The 18,975-nt window shown below is 58.4% G+C and carries 12 protein-coding genes; 5 read left to right on the forward strand and 7 right to left on the reverse strand.

Annotated elements, in window-relative coordinates; all coding sequences use genetic code 11:
• Nucleotides 1-27: 27 nt before the first annotated feature.
• From AB4P91_RS12010 to AB4P91_RS12020, 3 genes are all read left to right on the forward strand, one after another.
• Entirely contained in the window at nucleotides 28-4,101 is a 4,074-nt protein-coding gene (locus tag AB4P91_RS12010; RefSeq protein WP_395604863.1) for a neuraminidase-like domain-containing protein, read from the forward strand.
• Nucleotides 4,094-7,834: an Ig-like domain-containing protein gene (locus AB4P91_RS12015; RefSeq protein ID WP_395604864.1), complete on the forward strand. Its 3,741-nt coding sequence runs from the start codon at nucleotides 4,094-4,096 to the stop codon at nucleotides 7,832-7,834. The genes AB4P91_RS12010 and AB4P91_RS12015 overlap by 8 nt, the downstream gene beginning before the upstream one ends.
• 68 nt (nucleotides 7,835-7,902) lie before the next feature.
• Entirely contained in the window at nucleotides 7,903-8,877 is a 975-nt protein-coding gene (locus AB4P91_RS12020; protein ID WP_395604865.1) for a hypothetical protein, read from the forward strand.
• 65 nt (nucleotides 8,878-8,942) lie between these two features.
• Here AB4P91_RS12020 and AB4P91_RS12025 read toward each other — a convergent pair whose 3' ends face one another.
• The 6 genes from AB4P91_RS12025 to AB4P91_RS12050 are packed head-to-tail and all read right to left on the reverse strand — an operon-like array spanning nucleotide 8,943 to nucleotide 15,662.
• Nucleotides 8,943-10,274: a DUF58 domain-containing protein gene (locus AB4P91_RS12025; protein WP_395604866.1), complete on the reverse strand. Its 1,332-nt coding sequence runs from the start codon at nucleotides 10,272-10,274 to the stop codon at nucleotides 8,943-8,945.
• Nucleotides 10,271-11,272, reverse strand: coding sequence for an AAA family ATPase (locus tag AB4P91_RS12030; RefSeq protein ID WP_395604867.1), 1,002 nt, complete (start codon nucleotides 11,270-11,272; stop codon nucleotides 10,271-10,273). The genes AB4P91_RS12025 and AB4P91_RS12030 overlap by 4 nt, the downstream gene beginning before the upstream one ends.
• On the reverse strand, nucleotides 11,269-12,432 hold the full coding sequence (locus tag AB4P91_RS12035) for a DUF4350 domain-containing protein (protein WP_395604868.1): 1,164 nt from the start codon (nucleotides 12,430-12,432) through the stop codon (nucleotides 11,269-11,271). The genes AB4P91_RS12030 and AB4P91_RS12035 overlap by 4 nt, the downstream gene beginning before the upstream one ends.
• Nucleotides 12,429-13,976: a DUF4129 domain-containing protein gene (locus AB4P91_RS12040; protein WP_395604869.1), complete on the reverse strand. Its 1,548-nt coding sequence runs from the start codon at nucleotides 13,974-13,976 to the stop codon at nucleotides 12,429-12,431. Before AB4P91_RS12040 ends, AB4P91_RS12035 begins: the two co-directional genes overlap by 4 nt.
• Entirely contained in the window at nucleotides 13,963-14,940 is a 978-nt protein-coding gene (locus tag AB4P91_RS12045; RefSeq protein ID WP_150595673.1) for a stage II sporulation protein M, read from the reverse strand. Before AB4P91_RS12045 ends, AB4P91_RS12040 begins: the two co-directional genes overlap by 14 nt.
• Nucleotides 14,937-15,662 carry an RDD family protein gene (locus AB4P91_RS12050; RefSeq protein WP_150686909.1) on the reverse strand — a complete coding sequence of 242 codons (726 nt, stop codon included), beginning with the start codon at nucleotides 15,660-15,662 and terminating at the stop codon, nucleotides 14,937-14,939. The genes AB4P91_RS12045 and AB4P91_RS12050 overlap by 4 nt, the downstream gene beginning before the upstream one ends.
• Nucleotides 15,663-15,843: 181 nt before the next feature.
• Between AB4P91_RS12050 and sbcB the strand changes: the two genes are divergently transcribed.
• Complete coding sequence (gene sbcB, locus AB4P91_RS12055; protein ID WP_395604870.1) at nucleotides 15,844-17,274, forward strand: exodeoxyribonuclease I; 1,431 nt, start codon at nucleotides 15,844-15,846, stop codon at nucleotides 17,272-17,274.
• A gap of 97 nt (nucleotides 17,275-17,371) precedes the next feature.
• Here sbcB and mvaT read toward each other — a convergent pair whose 3' ends face one another.
• Entirely contained in the window at nucleotides 17,372-17,749 is a 378-nt protein-coding gene (mvaT, locus tag AB4P91_RS12060; protein WP_007933316.1) for a histone-like nucleoid-structuring protein MvaT, read from the reverse strand.
• 337 nt (nucleotides 17,750-18,086) lie between these two features.
• On the opposite strand from mvaT, the gene purU reads away from it, so the two are divergent.
• Complete coding sequence (purU, locus tag AB4P91_RS12065) at nucleotides 18,087-18,935, forward strand: formyltetrahydrofolate deformylase (RefSeq protein ID WP_042560661.1); 849 nt, start codon at nucleotides 18,087-18,089, stop codon at nucleotides 18,933-18,935.
• Nucleotides 18,936-18,975 lie beyond the last annotated feature (40 nt).

An 18,975-nucleotide genomic window follows, 5' to 3' on the forward strand; every position in this document is an offset into this window, starting at 1 on the left:
ATCGGGTTTTCCCAAGGAGCAAGGATCATGGCACTGAGTGACATTGGCGTTTTGCTGGAAAAACGTCGTTCTGCACTGCTCGAATACAGCATCGGTCAAGTCAATAAAGCGGAATACGGGTTTGTGAAGACGCCCGCCGATATGTTCGAACTCTTGCGGATGGACCCGCTGGACACGTTTGCGGTGCAGAGCTCCTGGGTGGCCGAGGCGACGAGTTGTGTGCAGCAATACATACATGCGGTGTATCGCAAGCTGGAACCTGGCTTCACCACGCATCAGTTCCCGCCGCGTGACCTGGCCGAATGGCAGCTATACAACAACTATCCGGACTGGGCAGCGGTGCAGTTGATTGCAATCTACCCGGAAAACTACATCAACCCCTTTGTCCGGCAACGCAAGTCCAGCCTGTTCAAGAGCCTTGAAAACGACCTCAACCAGAGCCGCTTGAATAATGATTCGGTGCAAACCGCGCTGCAGGGGTACCTGCATAGATTCGAGCAGACCTGTGATCTGGATGTGCTCAGTTGCTACATGGACGGCGCCACGCCTGACCTGGCCGATTACTATTTTATTGGGCGCCAGCGAGCGCAGCCGTTCCAGTACTACTGGCGCAAGGCCGAGATCGAACTGACGTCCACCTGCGTTGGCGTAAATCCCGCGGCCTGGAGTGAATGGCAGGAGATTGGTATTCAGCCGGCCCATCGGGTGCTGGAAATGCGCCCGGTTTTCTGGAACGGTCGCTTGTGCCTGGTTTGGGCTGAATGGCGGGACAAGGTGGCCGGCCAAAAAGCTGATGATTTTCTGCCGGCTCATTTGAGTGTCAAGCTCGCGTTCATGACGCAGAGTGGGCAGTGGTCGGCGCCGCTGGATATCTACAGTGAAGATGCCAGGTCCGACGATGAACCGGAGCATTTTCGTCTGGTTGCCACGGTGCTGATGGACAGTCCCTCGTCGAAGGGCAAACTGGGGGTTTTGATCACGGCGGGTCAAAAGCCATATGTGTTGAACAAGCACATGATTTTCGATGTGCTGATGCGCCCGGACACAATTGACGTCGGCACTCGGCTGGAGGTGGCACGGGAGCGGTTTGACTCGCCGGACACCGTTCAGCATTCATTGGGCCATCAAGTAACGATGACTAGCGTGAGCAAACCCGAGGGGTCCCTGTCGCCTTTTCTGAGTCTGCAGGCCACCGCCGTGCGTGAAGGCAACGTTGATAAGGTCACAGTGATCGGTTTGTGTGAACCCACAGGATTGCCAAACACCCCGCCAACGCTTCCCTTTGTAATGGGGTTGATAGAGGGAACGGGGGCCGATGAACAACTCGAGGTTCACCTTTCCCCCGCCGGTGGCTGGGTAACCACACCGCTGACGGTGTGCCGTGACAAAGGCTCATGGGCGCAACCCACTGCGTTCGGGCTAGCTACGAAAACTGCCGGTTTTGGCGGTAGAGAGTTCAATCTGACGATTGTCAATCTGTCGGACTTCACTGCGCCGACCCTGCTGAAAAACAGCGCTGACGCGGCGCAGTTTCTCGGCTTTAACCTGCCGACGCCGTACCTGAAGTACGTCCGTCTGAATTCACTGTTCGGGCCTGAGTTGGTCAAGCTCTCCGATAATTCCGTGGCTGCGGTACTGGATTTGGAGACTCAGTTCATCGTCGAACCGCCACCGGCAAATGATCCGATATTCAAGGAGCCCAACGGGGCGTTTGACGGGGCCAACGGGCTGTTTTTTTGGGAGCTGTTTTTCCATCTGCCGCATCTGGTAGCCAAGCTCTTGGGCAACGAAGAGCGCTTTGCCGATTCGCAGAGCTGGCTGCATTACGTGTTCGACCCACAGGCGACGGCGGATGAGTCTGACGTTAATGGCAAACCACGCTACTGGCGCTGCCGACCGCTGGCCAACAACCAGGGTAACCCGGGCTGCGAAGCCTTGGCCCCCACCGATCCGGATGCCATCGGCTATTCGAAACCCGATCACTTCAAGATTCTGATGTTCTGCGAATACGTGATTAATCTCGTGAACTGGGGCGACAGGCATTATCGGCAGATGACCCGCGATAGCCTTGTGGCGGCCAAGCTGTGCTACGTGCAAGCGGGATTCCTGATGGGCAAGGCACCCACTGCGCGCACGGTGTCGCGTTGGCAGACCATGACGGTTGCCTCACTGTTGAAGCAGTGCGAAACCCGCCCAGAGCTTGAAGCCTTTGAGCAGGCGCTGAACTTCAGCCTCGCGGACGTGGCTTCTGGCTCCGATGTGGCGCCCATGCTGGGCATGCTGGCCTGCGGGCCGTTCAAGAAGCCGATCAATCAACCGTTGCTGGATCTGTTTGCGCTGCCACAGCAACGTCTGGACAACCTGCGCAACAACCTCACCATTGACGGTAAACCGCTGTTGATTCCGCTGTTCAGCCCGCCAACCGATCCGAACCAGTTGCTGCGTGATCTCGCAGCCGGCGGCGGCGCTGGCCCTCGGCCGATGGGCGGCAGGCTGGTGGTTAACGCGTTTCGCTGGCGCGTTAGCTACGAAGTGGCATTGCGTGCCGTGCAGGCGCTGCAGGACCTGGGTGGCCAGGTGCTAAGCATGCTTGAACGGCGTGATCGCGCCGAGCAGGAGGAATTGCAGCAAACCCATCTGGTGGAATTGGGCGATTACGCCAAAACCGTGCAGGAACAATCCATTGCGCAACTGGAAGCCAGCGTGACGGCGCTTGAGCAAAGTCGCGCCGTGGCGCAGCACCGCGCTGAGGCGTACGCACGCAACTATGACGAAAACGTGTCGGCTGTCGAATACGAAGTCATGGACAGTCTGTACGAGTCCAAACAGCTCTCGCTGGCGTCCTCCGCCATCAAGCCTGCGGCGGCGGTGATGGCGTCGCTGCCGAATATCATCGGGCTTGCCAATGGCGGGCATCGGATTGATCAGGCGCTTGAGGCCGTCAGTTTTGGGTTGGGCATTGCTTCGTCAGTGGCGCAAATGGACGCCGACAAGCAGGCAACCACCGAAGCCTATCGTCGACGCCGTGATGATTGGCAACTGCAACGAGATCAGGCGTTGTTGGAAGTCGATGCCATCGATGCGCAAATCGAGGCGCAACGTCATGCAGTTACGGCTGCCCGAACCAGCCTGGCGCAAACCTTGCGAGCCAATCACCAGGCGTTGACGATTTACAACTACCTGAAAAAACGCGCGACCAATGCGGAGCTGTTCGGCTGGCTGCTCGGTCAGCTCAAGGCTTTGCATTACCAGGCTTACGACGCGGTCGTGAGTTTGTGCCTGACGGCGCAGAACTCGATGAATGCCGAAACCGGCGATTACGATACGCAAATCCCCATGCCTCAAGTGTGGTTCGACCAGCGGCATGGCTTCACGGCAGGCGAGCATTTGCGTGGGCACTTGCTGCGCATGGAGCGCGAATACCTGCAGCGCTATGAGCGGCGACTCGAACTGACGAAAACAGTGTCGCTGCGCAAACTGTTTGACGACCCGATCGAACGACAGAAAAGTGCAGGGAGCTGGGCTGAAGCGCTCAAGCAGTTGCGCGAAACCGGTTCGCTGGAGTTCAGCTTGTCGCAGTTGCTCTTCGACCGCGATCATCCGGGGCATTACTGCCGCCAGATCAGTTCGGTAGAAGTCAATCTGCCGGTTCTGCTCGGGCCCTACGAGGATGTTCGAGCCACGCTGCTGCAGATCAGTAGCAAAACGGCGACCCGGGCCACCACGCAATCGGTGCAGTACTTGCACAATCCGCAAGGAGTCGCGCCTTCCGATGTGCTGTTCAATTTGCGCAGCGGCCAGCAGATCGCCTTGTCATCGGGCATCGCCGACGCCGGCATGACGGCGATGAAACCCGACGAAGGCCTGCTCAATTCTTTCGAAAACACGGGCGCCGTATCCACCTGGAAACTGGAGTTCCCGTGGTCGGCAAGCCTCTCGCAATCTGGGGTGCTGGAAACACTGATCGATGCCGTCGTGAGCCTGAACATCAAGTGCAAAGCCGGTGATGCATCGTTTGTCAGACAGGTGATGGATCTGGTCAACGCAATCGAAAATCCCGAACAAGGCAAGTCCGGCAAAGGAGCACGCAATCATGGATGAACCCGTCATTCAAGCGAATGAAAGTCTGGTGGTCAATGGGGATTTCAGACGTCTGACGGGGTGGAAAATCGGTGGGCTGGTCGGCATTACAGCGGATTTTCATGGATTGGACCGCGTCAATCTTCTAGAAGCCACCAACGGGGGGTGGGTTCGGCAGACCATCAAAATCCCCATGGAGCCAAGCGTCAATGCGCGATATGCGTTGAGCTTTCTTTGTGAGGTGCGACATGTCCAGTCAGGTTGGGTGCGAATCCTCAGAAAGGGGGATGAATTACTCGCTATCGAGCTTAAACCCGGGGGGGCGAACCGTCTGGATCAAGCTCCGTCTTCTCCTGTAGGCGGAAAGCCACTGTATTTCCAACCGATTGAATATGTTCAGGAACTCGTGCAAGTGTCACGGGATGATGAACTGACCATCGAGATCACCAGCCCGAAGAATGACCCTTCGGACAGGCAATCGAACATCCGTATAACGCGCGTAAAATTGCTGCTGCATCTGACGCCATTGACGCTGGAAAAAATACAACTCGATGGGCAGACGCTGCTGCCAGGCGCCCCGTTATACCTGTGCTTGGGAACGAAAGAAGCTGGGCAACCCCATAAACTGAAGTTCTTGCCCGAATCCGACAGTATCTGGCTGGGCAGTGGCGCGTCGCTGAATGCTGAGCGCAATCCGCAGGAGGCGGTGACCGCCAAACCCGCCTGGGGGGTGAATCAGTCGGTGGAAGCAGAATGGCTGCTCGATAGCCCGCGGATCGAAGATCAGCAAAGTCATGAATTTGATTTGACCCTGGATAACCGCTACAGCGCCATGCCCTACGTTATCCCGGTGTTGCTTGGGCATCACCGGTTGGCGTTCACGGATGAGCGCGAAGCTGCCCATTACCCGGTGCTGGAGCACGGGCAGAATGTAAGGCTGGGTGCGCGGGTGGTGTCGTATTACACACGGCAGCCTATGGCTGGCCAGGTAGTCACCTGGTCGGTTGAAGGGCAAGGTCTGAAAGACTCGACCGTCACCGATGAAAACGGCTGGTGTGACTATGTCTATCAGCCGACCGCTGCCGGTGATTTTGATGTCACCGCGTCGGTTGCCAGCCCCTATTACACCGATGGTGTCGTCATTCGAACGTTTCAGGTCACGGTGCTCGCGAAGGATCCGTGGCCAGAGCTGCAGGCCGTTGTGGATGGCAGGTTGACGGCCTGGGAGGCGCAAGGTTATCCGAACCGGGGCAGTTCCCATTCGGTTCAGCTGAGATTTGCTGAGGACAGCCTCTTCGCCGGCACCGAACTTTCAATGTTTTGGCAAGGCGATAGCGCTGATCAACTCGGCGTTGACGTCAGCCCGGCGCTCGGTACTCCGGTGCCTGTGACATCGGGAGATCTGGCGTGGAAGCTGATCTGTGACGACAAAATCGATGGGCGATTCCAGCTGACACTGCGCTGTTCGAAACTGTTGCACCTCTCGCCGCCAAAACCGATGTCGCTGGCGCGCAACCAGGTAAAGATCGGCAAGGTGCATGAGGCCAACAAGTCGCCGATCGTGGACGAAGAAGAAAGTGTGCTGTTGCGGGTGCAGGTGCTGTATCAGGCCTCCTTGGGCGATGGCGCTCCGGTCAGCAATGCGCTGGTGGACTGGCGAACACCTGAAGGTGAGGTCATAGAGTGCGTGACCGGCGCGGGTGGCTGGGCAAGCTTGTTGTACACGCCGAAAACCGCAGGCGACTTTGTGGTCACCGCCTACATCAAGGCACATCCCGAAGCGGCCTCGATCACTCGAGACTTCGCCGTTCACGCCATTGCGACCAGCCCCTGGAAGAGCCATGTGCAGATCCTGCTCGACGGCAAGACAGTCGATCTGAAATCGGTCGGTCTGCTCTGCCGACGTGGGCAGACCCATACTCTGAAGGTCGAGCCAGTCGCCAACAGCCCCTGGATCGGCCAATTCATCAGGTTGAATTGGCGTGGCGGTGACCCGGGCATCGGGTTGACCCCCTCTGACCTTGGACAATGGCAGGGGATCGGGGAAACAGGCGCGGAGTGGACCCTGGAGTCTGCGGTAGATAACAGTACCAGCAGTTTGTTCGATCTGGAGTTACGCCTTAATGGCGAAAGCGCTGTTCGAGCGCTGCCCGGGAGGTTGCTGGCGGCGGACCTGAATAAAGAAGTGCAACTGATGCTCGATCAAGTTCGGGCGCAGTTGGACGAACAATTGTTTTATCCGTGTCTGGGGGCCATTCACCATTTCAAAATCTTGCCCAATGCCCTAAGTCCGTTAGTGGGGCTGAAGGCTGAAGTGAAATGGACGGGAGATTCCGCTGAGAAGCTGGGTGCAACGGTTGAGCCGGCGCTGGATGTTGCTCGAACCTTGGATGATGGTGGCGTGGCGTGGACGCTGGACTTTTCCGCCAGCGAGCAGCGGGGGCGTTTCGATCTGACCGTCGGCGTGCCTGAACTGGACTTTGTTGCTGTCGCTAAACCGATGGAGCTGTATCACAACAAAGTCAGGATTCAGACCGTGCTCGAATCGGCAGTGGACCTGGTCGTTGGTCAAGAACCGGTGTGGTTGTGGGCACAGGTCTTTTCGCACTACACCGGCCGGCCGGTGGGGCAAGCCAACGTGAAATGGCGGGACGGCGTCGGCGGTGACATTGCACCGACCGATGATGAAGGGTGGAGCCGTTTCCCCTTTGCACCGACAACGCCCGGCGAGCATTCGGTGATCGCGTTGGTAGACAGCGATTTCGATGGCTACACAGACTCGGGCTCAATTCAGGTCAAAGCGCTGGCGAGAAATCCGTGGGACGGGTTGATGGTCAGCTATGAAGGCCAGCCGGCCCAGGCGTGGGGTGAAAAGACCTACTTCCCGCGGCGTAAAGGCATCTACACGCTCAGAGTCACGGCAGCGCAAAACAGTGAACTGTTCAATCACCAGCTCGCGCTGGGGATGACGGGCACCGGGCCTGCGCAGTTAGGCATACGTTTTCTTGAACCTGCGCTCGGGAAGCCGATTCCATTCTTGACGGAAGGGTTCGATTGTCAATTCATCGTCGATAGCGTTGTGGATGGCAGCTTCGGGTTGTGCTTGGCCTCCGATCGACTGGCGAACTTGTCCCCGGTGAACGCGATGTCCTTGGGGGAAGGCTCGCAGGTGGTAAAAATTGCCGAGCGTCAGACCGTCAACCAGACGTTGTTCTGGGGTGATGAGGTGTTTGAACAGATCACGGTGGTCTCCTCGGTTACGGATAAACCGATGGCGGGCATGACCGTCACCTTGCGCAGTCCTGATCTTGGGGAAGTCACAACCGAAAGCAATTTTTATGGGGAAGCGAGGATTCGTTTTGTTCCCGTCACACCGGGGGCGTTTGAGTTGACGGCTACGGTTGGCGATGCGCAGTACTCGGAGACACTTACGTTGCCGTTCTTCCTTAATGAGCCCCGGCAAATTCACTCACTCACCAGTCCAAAGCCCAGTGGCCAGGTCGGAGAGCGGGTTTCAGCTGTCGTCAATGTCGTTTCGGCCCTTACCGGTGAGCCATTGCCTGACGTCGAAGTGGAGTGGGAATACCCTGACAGAATTCTTGCGCCGACCAGAACAGATGTCCACGGCGATGCACGGGTCGAATTCAGATTACCAGGCATAAGACGTGCGTGGCTCCAGGCCTCTGTCAAGGGTGGGTTTGCCGGATGGCAAGTTCGGTCGATTGAGTTTGTGCTGGTGCCGAATGCTGACTGACCTTATTGGGGGAAGTCATTCATCTATTTAGTTAGTTTGCTCTGGCGTTTTACAAGGGAGTTATAAGCATGAGTACTAATGCGATGCCCCACTCAAATACCTGGCTGCAAGAGTTTGCGCCCTACGTTAATGGTCAACGTGTGAGGTGGCCTGACCTGGCGCTGAATTTATTGGACAACGACGAATGCACACTGACACTGGACTATGAATACAGTTGGCTGATCGGCGATCCGGACGCCTTTATTACTATGCGATACCAGTCCGGCCAAGAGGGACAAGGGCTGGTTTTCGATCCTCCTTTAGGGCAGTTGATTGAAATGGCCGAGGACACCACTTCGCTGAGTTGGACTATCAGAACAAATGGCGCACCCAGCGGAGCTTTTAAATTGGAATTTGCCCTGCCTTTACTTCCCGAGCTACCGGTGTCACCCACCGTGCCGGGGAAGATAGTGAATTTGGCGCAGGAACTGGAAATCAAGTTTGACGAATCTGATGTTGCCTTCGGAGGTGGCGCTTTTCCATGTCTTGGCGCAAAGCACACGCTTACCGTTCGGCCCAAACCCTCCAGCACCTTGCTGGACAAGCCTGTAAAACTGATTTGGGGGAGGGAGCCTGGCGCAGACCTCGCCGTGACGATTGCACCTGCTCTGGGGAAAGAGGAGCTGTTGACAGTGGAAGGAAAAACCTGGGAACTGGACTGTCTCCACAGTAACGAGTCAGGTGATTTCTCCTTGCAGCTGATGCTAGTCGAATGGGGAATTACGTCATCGCCATTAACCCTGTCGTTGGCCCATAATCTTGTGACGGTTGAGCGATGGACGACGCCAGAGTTCCAATGGCCGGATATAAACTGGACACAGCGTCATATTCGAGCGACATCGGTTTTTTCGGGAAAGAGGGCAGAGCGTGTTCCGGTCAATAAAGCCGGTTCCAATCAGATTTACAAACGCACTAATTTATTGGGTGAGGCCGCTACAGATATTGCCTCACAAGGAGGCGGGCAGTTGGAAATTCTCAACCGATACGACGGAACGATCGTTTGACACGGCTTGTAGGGCGGCTAAGCAATAAGCACCTTTTCACTGAGAAAGGGTGTTTTGCTCAGCGCTTATAAATTACCCGCCTTCTTGAGTGCCAGATACCGTGTCACCAATCCAACCCCTAGTTCAAAGGGGCGCGAATCCAAAAACTGGATGTCATGAGCACTCAACCGCTCATGCAGTTCTGCCCGTTCGTTCAAATAGCTCACGGTGCCGCAATAGGCTAATGCTTCGGGCAGTGTTTGCACTGGCGACTTACGCAATATGTCGAGTGTGTCTTCGCGCAGGCTCGCCACCAGCACTCGGTGTTGCTTGCTCAGACGCTTGACTGCGTTGAGCAGTTCCTCATCGTCCTCATCGCGCAAATTGGTGACCAGCACCACCAGTGCCCGGCGTTTTTGTCGCGCCAGGAGTTGGTTGATGGCGGCTTGGTAATCGGCGGGGCGTTGCGTGCTGTCGAGGTCATAGACGCTATTGAGCAGTACGTTGAGTTGGCCATTGCCTTTCACCGGCGCAACGTAGCGCGGTTGATCACTGGCAAAGGTGCTCAAGCCCACCGCATCGCCCTGGCGCAGGGCCACGTAACTGAGCAGCAGGCAGGCGTTGAGCGCGTGATCGAAGTGCGACAGGTCATCGTCCTGACTGCGCATGCGTCGGCCGCAGTCGAGCATGAAGATGATCTGCTGATCGCGTTCGTCCTGATACTCGCGGGCAATCGGTGTGCGTTGGCGGGCGGTGGCCTTCCAGTCGATCTGGCGCAGGCTGTCGCCTTCGCGGAATTCTCGCAGTTGAAGAAACTCCAGCCCTTGGCCGCGACGTTGCCGTTGGCGCACGCCGAGCTGGCTGAGCCAGTTGTCTACCGCCAGTAATTGGCCGCCGTAGAGTCGCGCGAAATCCGGATAAACCCGGGTGTTGTCGATCACGCTGAGCAGGCGTTTGCCCGACCATAAACCCAGTGGACTCGGCAGGCTGATTTCGCACTGTTCGAAACTGAAATGCCCGCGCTTGAGCGGGCGCAGACGATAGCTGATCTGGCTGTGCTGACCCGGTTGCAGCGCAACATTCAACGGCAGGTTTTCAAAACTCAGGCCATCGGGTACATGGTCGAAAATCTGAATGTTCAACGGCTCGGAAAAATGGTGTTCAGCCTTGAGCTGCACCTCACCCCAGCGTCCTAATGCGAGGCTGCCGGGCATCTGTCGCTTGATCCGCACGGTGGGCAAACGCTTGAGGCGCACTGCGTCGAGTGTCGCCAACGCCAACAGTGCCAGCAGCAATCCCCAGTTGATCGACAGCAGACTGGCCGGGAGCTCGATTTGCAATGCCTGCAAAGTGCCGAGCACGATGCCGATGGCCAGCAGCACGGCGACCCAGCTCAATAAGAGTTTCGAGGGTTTCACAGACGCGGCGCCGGGACTTGGTCGAGCAGTTGCTGCAGCACCTGATCGACTTGCAGGCCTTCGATGTCCAGCTCCGGGGCAATGCGCACACGATGGCGCAACACCGCCAGCGCGCAGCCCTTGAGGTCATCCGGAATCACGAACTCACCGCCGCGTAACAAGGCTCTGGCGCGGGCACACCGCACCAGCGCAATCGTGGCGCGAGGCCCGGCACCGAGGGTCAGGCCTGGCCAGGTGCGAGTGCTGCGCGCCAGGCGCACGGCGTAATCGAGCACCTGATCATCCAGCGGCAAATCACTGGCGATACGTTGCAGGGCCTGCACGTCCTTGGCTTGCAGCACGGTGCGCAACGGCTGCACATCAAGCATGTCGGCGCGGGTCGAGCGACTGACCTGCCGCACCATGCTCAGTTCCTGTTCCGCGTCGGGGTAGTCCATGCGCACCTTGAGCATGAAGCGGTCGAGTTCGGCTTCGGGCAGTGGGTAGGTGCCTTCCTGTTCGATCGGGTTTTGCGTCGCCAGTACCATGAATGGCTGAGCGATCGGCAGGGCGCGTCCCTCCAGCGTGACCTGGCGCTCCTGCATCGCTTCGAGCAGCGCCGCCTGGGTTTTCGCCGGGGCGCGGTTGATCTCGTCGGCCAGCAGCAGATTGGTGAACAACGGGCCTTTGCGCAGCTTGAATTGCTCGGTGTGCAGGTCATACACGGCATGGCCGGTGACGTCGCTGGGCATCAGATCGGGGGTGAATTGAATGCGTGCGAATTCGCCGCCAAAGCAACGCGCCAACGCCCGTACCAGCAAGGTCTTGCCCAATCCGGGAACGCCTTCGAGCAGCACATGGCCGCCAGCGATCAACGCCGTCAGCACGTCATCAATCACCGGGTCCTGGCCGATGACCGCTTTGCGCAATTCGCTGCGCACCGCTTGCGCCAGTTGACTGGCGCGCTGGCGTTGCTGGGCGGCGTGGCTGGCGCTGCCGGGCTCGATCTGTTCAGTCATAGCGTGTTCCTCAAGGTTTGCAGGTGGGCGACCTGGCGGCAGAAATCGGCGCTGGACATCCGCCGGTTCGGCACCGGGCTCAAGGCCTGGCTGATGGCGCGGGTGGGTTGTCGGGTCAGACGCGACAACGCCAGCCATTGTTCGGCAACGTTCAATTGATCAAAACCGGGATGGCGACGACGGGCGCGGCGCAACACGTCTTGTTGCAGCGCCTGCAACAGCGCTTGCTGACCGTTGTGCCGAAGCATGAAATCGGCACTGGCGCGCAAGTGTTCCTGCAACTGCCGGCGGCCATTTGCGGCTGGCGCCTGAAGCGGGCCATGGCGCACGCCGGCCTGCCAGAGCCACAAACCGATCAGCGCAAGCAGGGCGACGATGGCGTGCGGGAAATAGCGCCAGAGCAGCGTCAGCAAGCCATCGTGTTCAGTGTTGTAGATCAGCGTGACATCGGTGTCGGCACTCAGGTACCAGAGCAGCCAGGCGTTGTCGTACTGGGCGATCGCCGTGGTTTTCCACAACTCGGCATCGGTGACCACGGTGATCGAACCGAGGCTGTAGGCCAGTTGCATCATGTGTGTGGCCTTGGCGCTGTTGGCCCAGGCTTGCGCAAGATTCTTCGGGTCGTCGAGGTGGAAGTCGGTGTCGAACCCGGCGTAGGCCGGGGCGTCTTCGTCCTCCAGATACAACTTGGTCAATTTCGGGTACGGATCTTTTTCCTGATCGGCGGGCGAATCCTTCAGATCCTTGCTCAGGGATTGATGCAGTTGCACCCGATCAAGCAACAGGTCGTTGCTCTGTTTTGACTGTTCATCCCACAACGATTCGGCAACGAACACCAGCCGTCCGCCCGCCCGCGTCCAGTTCAAGACTTGATCGACCTGACGCGGAGTCATCCGCGATCGGTCGTTGAACAGCAGCAGGGTGTGCCCGTGCGGTTCGATATCCGGCAGCACAGCCAGGCTTTCGGCATGGCTGACGTTGATGCCGCGCTCACGCAAGAACATTTCCGCCGCCAGATAGGGATTGGCCTGGGCGGCGGGCGATGGGCCGTGATCGATCTGTTCCTGATAAGGCTTGGCCACAAGGAAGAGAAAAACCCCCAGCGCACTCAGCAGCGCGATGAGCAATGCGCCGACCCACCACAGCGTGCGCCGATTCAACGGGACGCTCCATGGCCGAATAACGCGCGCCAGCCATCGCACAATTGTTGTTGCAGGTGCACTGCCGGCACGCGATGCCCGTAGGCCATGTTCTGCCAATGGGTGGTCAGGGTGCGGCTGAAAGCGAGTAGCTCCGGACGCTGGAGTTGTTCGACTCGCGCCAGCACCTGATTTTCGGTGTCGGCAGCTTTCAGGGTCAGATCGAAGTCGTGGAGCAAGTGGCTGAGCAGGCCACGATAGAGCAGGCTCAGGGCCGCGCGTGGCTGACTCTGCCAGAGTTGTTCGGCGTGGGCGGCGATATCGTCGGGCAAGGAGTCGCGGTTCAGATCCAGGCCGAAGGCTTGCTGCGGCGCGGGCCGTTTTGCCCGGGCGGGAAGGGCCGGACGGCGGCTGACAAACGCTTGCAGAAACTCGCGGTAACGCCAGATCAGCCAGCCAAGCGCAGCGATCAATGTGCCCCACAGCAATACTTCGATGATCGTGGCCAAGGCGTTGAAGTGCTGGCCATCCAGCCAACCCAGCAGGGTTTTGAGCCACTGCGGGGCTTCACCGGGTTGTTCTTCTTTGGCGGTGTTTGCCGGGTCATCGCCAAAGCGGTAACGGGTGAGGGATTCCGGGTTCTTGAAGGGCGGTTGCTCGAGCAATGCCTTGATGCTGTCGCGCGATGCCTGACTGGTCAGTGGCTGATTCAACAGACGTGGAGCGTCCGGCGCATCAACGGGCTCGGCAGCCCAGACCGGTTGCACAGGTGGCAGCAACAGACACACCGCCAGCAGCACACCAAGCACGCTGCTGCTCAGCCGTTGGCGCAAGCGTCGGAACACCAGTTCAATGTCCCACGCTTCCAGTTGCGTGCGCCGGTTCAGATAGAGGCTGAACCCGCAGGCCACGTAGATTGGCTCCCACACCACCAGCACCAGCGCATAGAAGACATTGGTCAGGTGCTCCAGCCAGCGCCATTCGTGATCCGCCGCGAGAATCAACGACTGCCAGTCCCAATCGGTTTCAATCTGCTGCGGCAACAGCAGGTAGAACAGCACCAGCAGGCCGATCCACAGCGCCGTTTCCAGATGCACGCCGATGATGGTCAGCCACTGCGCGGCGCCGGCGTTGCGTTGCAGCAGCACCTGTAGACGTTGTTGCCGTGCACTGCCGTCCAGGCCTTCGAGTTGCACCACAGGCATCAGGAAACTGCGGCTGAAACTCAGCCGTCGCCACGTCAGGCTGGCCAGCAATTGTGGCTTGAGCAGGCGCGGCCACTCGCGCAGGGCTTGCTTGAGCGTCGGGGTTTCGCCGAACAGGGCTTTGGACAGAATGTACAGCGGCAGGCGTTCGTAGGCCGGCTTCAGCCACCAGAAGATAAACACCGCCAGGGACGGCGAGTCCCATAGCAACACGCTCAACAAAGCGAACAGCGGCAGGGTGACGATGGCCCAACTGGTCATCAACAGGCGCCGGTGTTGCTGGCTCATGAGCACGCCCAGATCCATGGCTTCCCATGTTGTGCGCGGGCGGATCACCACGGTGGCATCACTCAGGCGCATGACGGGTCCTTCCGGCGAACAGCAAATAGCTTGCGACCAATATCCACAGACCGGCGCCGACAAGGTATTTGGTGAGCGGCGCGACGCTGGTTTTCGACGACCAGTACGCTTCGATGAACGCTGCGATCAGCAAGAACAGCATGACCCCACAGATCAGCAACACGCTCTTGCGGGCGGCGCGTTTCAACGCTTCTGTACGGGTCAGGCGCCCCGGTGCGATCAATGCCCAGCCCAGTTCGAGCCCCGCGGCGCCGGCCAGGGCGATGGCCGTCAGTTCGAAAGCGCCATGGGCGATGACGAATGACCAGAAAGACTGGCCGAAACCGATGTCGCTCAGGTGCCCGGCCACGGCGCCGATGACCAGACCGTTGTAGAACAGGAAAAACGCGCTGCCCACGCCCATCAGCAAACCGCTGGCGAACGTCTGAAAGGCAATGCCGATGTTGTGCATCACGTAGTAACCGAACATCACCCAGTCTTCGCTGGCAGCTCGTTCGGCCGGGCGCCCGAGGTGGCCGGCCACCGGGTCGTACATGCTTTGCATTTCACGCACTTGATCGGCGGGGATGAGGTTGTAAACCAACTCGGGGAACATGTAGACCAGCACGCCGACGCCGATCAGGCTGCCAAAAAACAGCAGGCCGGCGACCAGCACGAAGGGCCATTCGCTGCGCACCAGTCGGGGGAAGCCGGCGAGGATGAAGCCGATCAGGTTGGCGCCCAGTCGACTGCGATGCCGGTACAGCTGTTGATGGCCGCGCAACACCTGTTGTTGCAGAGAGTCGATGAGAAAACTGCTGTAGCCGCGTTCCTGCGCCAGCGCCAGGTGTTGGCAAAGGCGTCGATATGCCTTGGGGAAACCCGCCACTTGCGAGGTTTCCTTGCCCCGTTCGAGGCGTTCAAGGGCCAGCGCAAAACGCTCCCATTCGGCCTTGTGGCGACTTTCGAAAAGACTTTGCTTCATGTCGGGCCCAACAAACCGCGAGCGATCCCGTTGAGTTCGGCGACGGCTTTGGGGGCGGAAATATGCAGCGGCTGGGCCAGCAAACCGGCCAGCTCATTGACCCGTGCAGGTGACAGTTCACCTTGGCGTTCCGCAAACCCGAGCACAGCACGTTGCTCGCTCAGGGTGAGCGGCACGGGCGCGCGGCGGGGTTCGGCGTCGGGTAATTGCGGGCGGGTCAGCGGGCGTTCGCTGTACACCACCAGCGTACCGGCGGCGATATCGCCCAGACGTTTGAAGGTCGGGTGTTGCAGGCAACTGATGGCGCCGAGGAAGTAGCCGAACGGCAGCAGGTCGACAAAACGCAGCAGGTTGCGCAGCAAGGAGGCCGACCAGCCGATGGGGGTGCCGTCGTCGTGCACCACCCGCAATCCCATCCATTGTTTACCCGGCGAGCGCCCCTGACGCAGCACTTCGAACAGCACCATGTACCACCAGCTGATCGCAAACAACAGCAGCGAGCCAAGGCCCATGCCGAGTCTGCCGAGCAACGCCAGCACAATAAACAGCACGCCCATGATCAAGCCACGAATCCCCAGATCGATCGCGAAAGCGATGGCTCGCACCATCAACCCGGCAGGACGCAACGGCAAGTCGATACCCTCCGGCGTTTCGACCTGATACCGCGTATCCAGCGGGGGGGCCAGCGGTGCTTTCCTTGGCGGTGCTGTGGGTTCGAGCATGGGCTACCTGATGTTCGCCTGTTCGGGATGCAAGTGGGGTCGATGCTAGCAGCCTCTCGGGGGAAAACGACATAACTATGTATTGCACATCGTGTGTCGCCCGGTGGTTGAATGACGCGAGGCTGGCCGCGACCGCGGTTGAGCGCCTAGACTTCGCCGATCTTCAGTTCAGGAACCGCCCGTGACTTCCATCTTCTGGTACGACTACGAAACCACCGGCATCAATCCCCGTTGCGACCGGCCGCTGCAGGTTGCCGGGATTCGCACCGACCATGAGCTCAACGAAATCGACGAGCCGGTCAATCTCTACTGTCAGCCCAGCGAAGACATCCTGCCGCACCCGGCCGCGTGCGCGATCACTGGCATTACCCCGAGCCAGCTCGCCGAAAAGGGTTTGAGCGAAGCCGATTTCATGACCCGGGTGCACGCGCAACTGGCCGCTCCCGGCACGTGTGGTGCGGGTTACAACACCTTGCGGTTCGACGACGAGATGACCCGCTACAGTTTGTATCGCAATTTCTTCGACCCGTACGCGCGCGAATGGCAGGGCGGCAACAGTCGCTGGGACTTGATCGACGTGGTGCGTGCCGCGTATGCCTTGCGTCCGGACGGGCTGGTCTGGCCGACCGATGACGAAGGGCGGGTGACCCTCAAGCTCGACCGCCTGACGGCCGCCAACAACATTGATCACGGGCATGCCCACGAAGCCTTGTCGGACGTGCGTGCGACCATCGCGCTGGCGCGGTTGATCCGTGACAAGCAGCCTAAGCTGTACGACTGGCTGTTCCAGTTGCGCAGCAAGCAAAAGGTCATGGATCAGATTCGCCTGTTACAGCCCATGGTGCATATCAGCGGACGCTTCTCCGCGGCGCGCAGTTATGTCGGCGTTGTGCTGCCGCTGGCCTGGCACCCGAAAAACCGCAACGCCTTGATCGTCTGCGACTTGCACCTCGATCCGCAGGGCTTGCTCGATCTGGATGCGCAAACCCTGCGCCAGCGTTTGTACACCCGCCGTGACGATTTGCTGGAAGGCGAGTTGCCGGTGCCGCTCAAGCTGATTCATATAAACCGTTGCCCGGTGGTGGCACCGCTGACGGTATTGCGTGCGCAGGATCAGCAACGGCTGGGCCTGGACATGGCGCTTTATCAGGAACGAACGCTGCGACTAACTGACGCACAACAAGTTTGGAAAGATAAAGTTGCGACGATTTATGCCGGTGAAGATTTCACCCCGAGCGAGGATCCGGAACAACAGTTGTACGACGGATTTATCGGTGACCGCGACCGGCGTCTATGTGAGCAAGTCAGAGCGGCCGATCCTGCTCAATTGGCGCAAGAGCAATGGCCTTTCGATGATGAACGTTTGCCTGAATTACTCTTTCGATATCGAGCACGCAACTTTCCAGAGACGTTGAATCCTGAAGAGCAGGAACGCTGGCAAATATTTTCGCGGCAGCGTTTGTCCGAGCCTGAATGGGGTGCACCCAATACCTTGAAATCTTTTACGGAGGCCGCAGAGCAATGGTTGCTAAGTGCGACACCGATGCAAAAAGAGGTGCTCAATGAATGGCAGAATTATGTCCAGGCATTACGCAAACGTTTGAATCTTTGAAATCGAACATGGCCGGGAGCAAATTCCAAGCATAAAAAAACGCCAGCATTCGCTGGCGTTTCTGTTTTCGCGGATTGCTCTGCGAAGGCGTTGCGGCTTAGCCCAGCAGGGTAGCCCAGCCTTCAACCACGTCACCGCCCCACTTGGCTTTCCACTCTTTCAGAGTTTTGTGGTTGCCACCTTTGGTTTCGATGACTTCGCCGTTGTGCGGGTTTTTGTATTGTTTAACTTTGCGAGCACGCTTGGTGCCGGTAGTTTTGACTGCGCCGCCGCGTGGTGCTTTGGTTTTCGATTCCGGATCCAGCAGCGCGATGATGTCACGCAGGGATTTGGAGTATTCGCCCATCAGGGTGCGCAGTTTGCCTTCGAATTCCAGCTCGGTTTGCAGTTTGTCGTCTTGCGACAGGTTCTTCAAACGGGCTTGCAGCTCTTTGATTGCTTCTTCGGTGGCGCGATATTCGTTGATCAAGGACATGATTACTACCTTAGTAGAGTGCTGAATTGCAGGGGACAGTGGCGCAATAATAGTCAGGCTGTTTCATCAAGTAAACATTTAACCGGGTTTTTTATTTAAATGAGTTACAAGAATTAGCAGCAAATTGAATGTTCAGTTTAATAGTGTGATGCAGTCATCACAGATATTCACAGTGACCGGCACAAGAGGGCCACTGGTGGGTGGGCAAGTTGACGGTGATCCTGTGAAAAAACGTCATGCTGCGGGGGCCGTCGCGCGCGCGCGTTCATCGATACTGCAGTTTTCCTGCGCAGTCGCTAGAATGGCGGCCTTTGCGAAGTTCTGGAGTTACCCCCTCATGCGCACTTTTCGGCTGGTGATTTCTTGCCCGGACCGCGTTGGCATCGTTGCCAAAGTCAGTAATTTTCTGGCATCCCACAACGGCTGGATCACCGAAGCGAGCCACCACTCCGACAATCAGGTTGGCTGGTTCTTCATGCGTCACGAGATCCGTGCCGATTCGCTGCCGTTCGGTATTGAAGTATTGCGCGAGAAGTTTGCGCCAATCGCCGAAGAGTTCTCGATGGACTGGCGCATCACCGATACCGAGCAGAAAAAACGCGTGGTGTTGATGGCCAGCCGCGAATCACACTGCCTGGCTGACCTGCTGCACCGCTGGCACAGCGATGAACTGGATTGCGAAATATCCTGCGTGATTTCCAATCATGACGACCTGCGAAGCATGGTCGAGTGGCACGGCATTCCTTATTACCATGTTCCGGTCAATCCGCAGGACAAGGAACCGGCCTTCGCCGAAGTGTCGCGTCTGGTCAAACAACACGACGCCGAAGTTGTCGTATTGGCGCGCTACATGCAAATCCTGCCGCCGGCGCTGTGCCGCGAATATGCGCATCAGGTCATCAATATTCACCACAGCTTCCTGCCGTCGTTCGTCGGCGCCAAGCCTTATCACCAGGCGTCCCTGCGTGGCGTGAAGCTGATCGGCGCGACCTGCCATTACGTGACCGAAGAGCTGGACGCGGGGCCGATCATCGAGCAGGACGTTGTGCGCGTCAGCCACAGCGACAGCATCGAAGACATGGTGCGTTTCGGTCGTGACGTCGAGAAGATGGTTCTGGCGCGCGGTCTGCGTTATCACCTCGAAGATCGAGTGCTAGTGCACGGCAACAAGACTGTGGTGTTCTGATCGAACTCACGGATGCTTGAAAAAGGAAAGGCCTGGGCGT

It is taken from the genome of Pseudomonas sp. B21128 (genome assembly GCF_044218865.1).
Classification (GTDB): Bacteria; Pseudomonadota; Gammaproteobacteria; order Pseudomonadales; family Pseudomonadaceae; genus Aquipseudomonas; species Aquipseudomonas iridis.

Coding starts and splice junctions, on each gene's coding strand:
- AB4P91_RS12010 (WP_395604863.1), top strand. CDS start 28: ATGGCACTGAGTGACATTGGCGTTTTGCTGGAAAAACGTCGTTCTGCA.
- AB4P91_RS12015 (WP_395604864.1), top strand. CDS start 4,094: ATGGATGAACCCGTCATTCAAGCGAATGAAAGTCTGGTGGTCAATGGG.
- AB4P91_RS12020 (WP_395604865.1), top strand. CDS start 7,903: ATGAGTACTAATGCGATGCCCCACTCAAATACCTGGCTGCAAGAGTTT.
- AB4P91_RS12030 (WP_395604867.1), bottom strand. CDS start 11,272: ATGACTGAACAGATCGAGCCCGGCAGCGCCAGCCACGCCGCCCAGCAA.
- AB4P91_RS12040 (WP_395604869.1), bottom strand. CDS start 13,976: ATGCGCCTGAGTGATGCCACCGTGGTGATCCGCCCGCGCACAACATGG.
- AB4P91_RS12045 (WP_150595673.1), bottom strand. CDS start 14,940: ATGAAGCAAAGTCTTTTCGAAAGTCGCCACAAGGCCGAATGGGAGCGT.
- AB4P91_RS12050 (WP_150686909.1), bottom strand. CDS start 15,662: ATGCTCGAACCCACAGCACCGCCAAGGAAAGCACCGCTGGCCCCCCCG.
- mvaT (WP_007933316.1), bottom strand. CDS start 17,749: ATGTCCTTGATCAACGAATATCGCGCCACCGAAGAAGCAATCAAAGAG.
- purU (WP_042560661.1), top strand. CDS start 18,087: ATGCGCACTTTTCGGCTGGTGATTTCTTGCCCGGACCGCGTTGGCATC.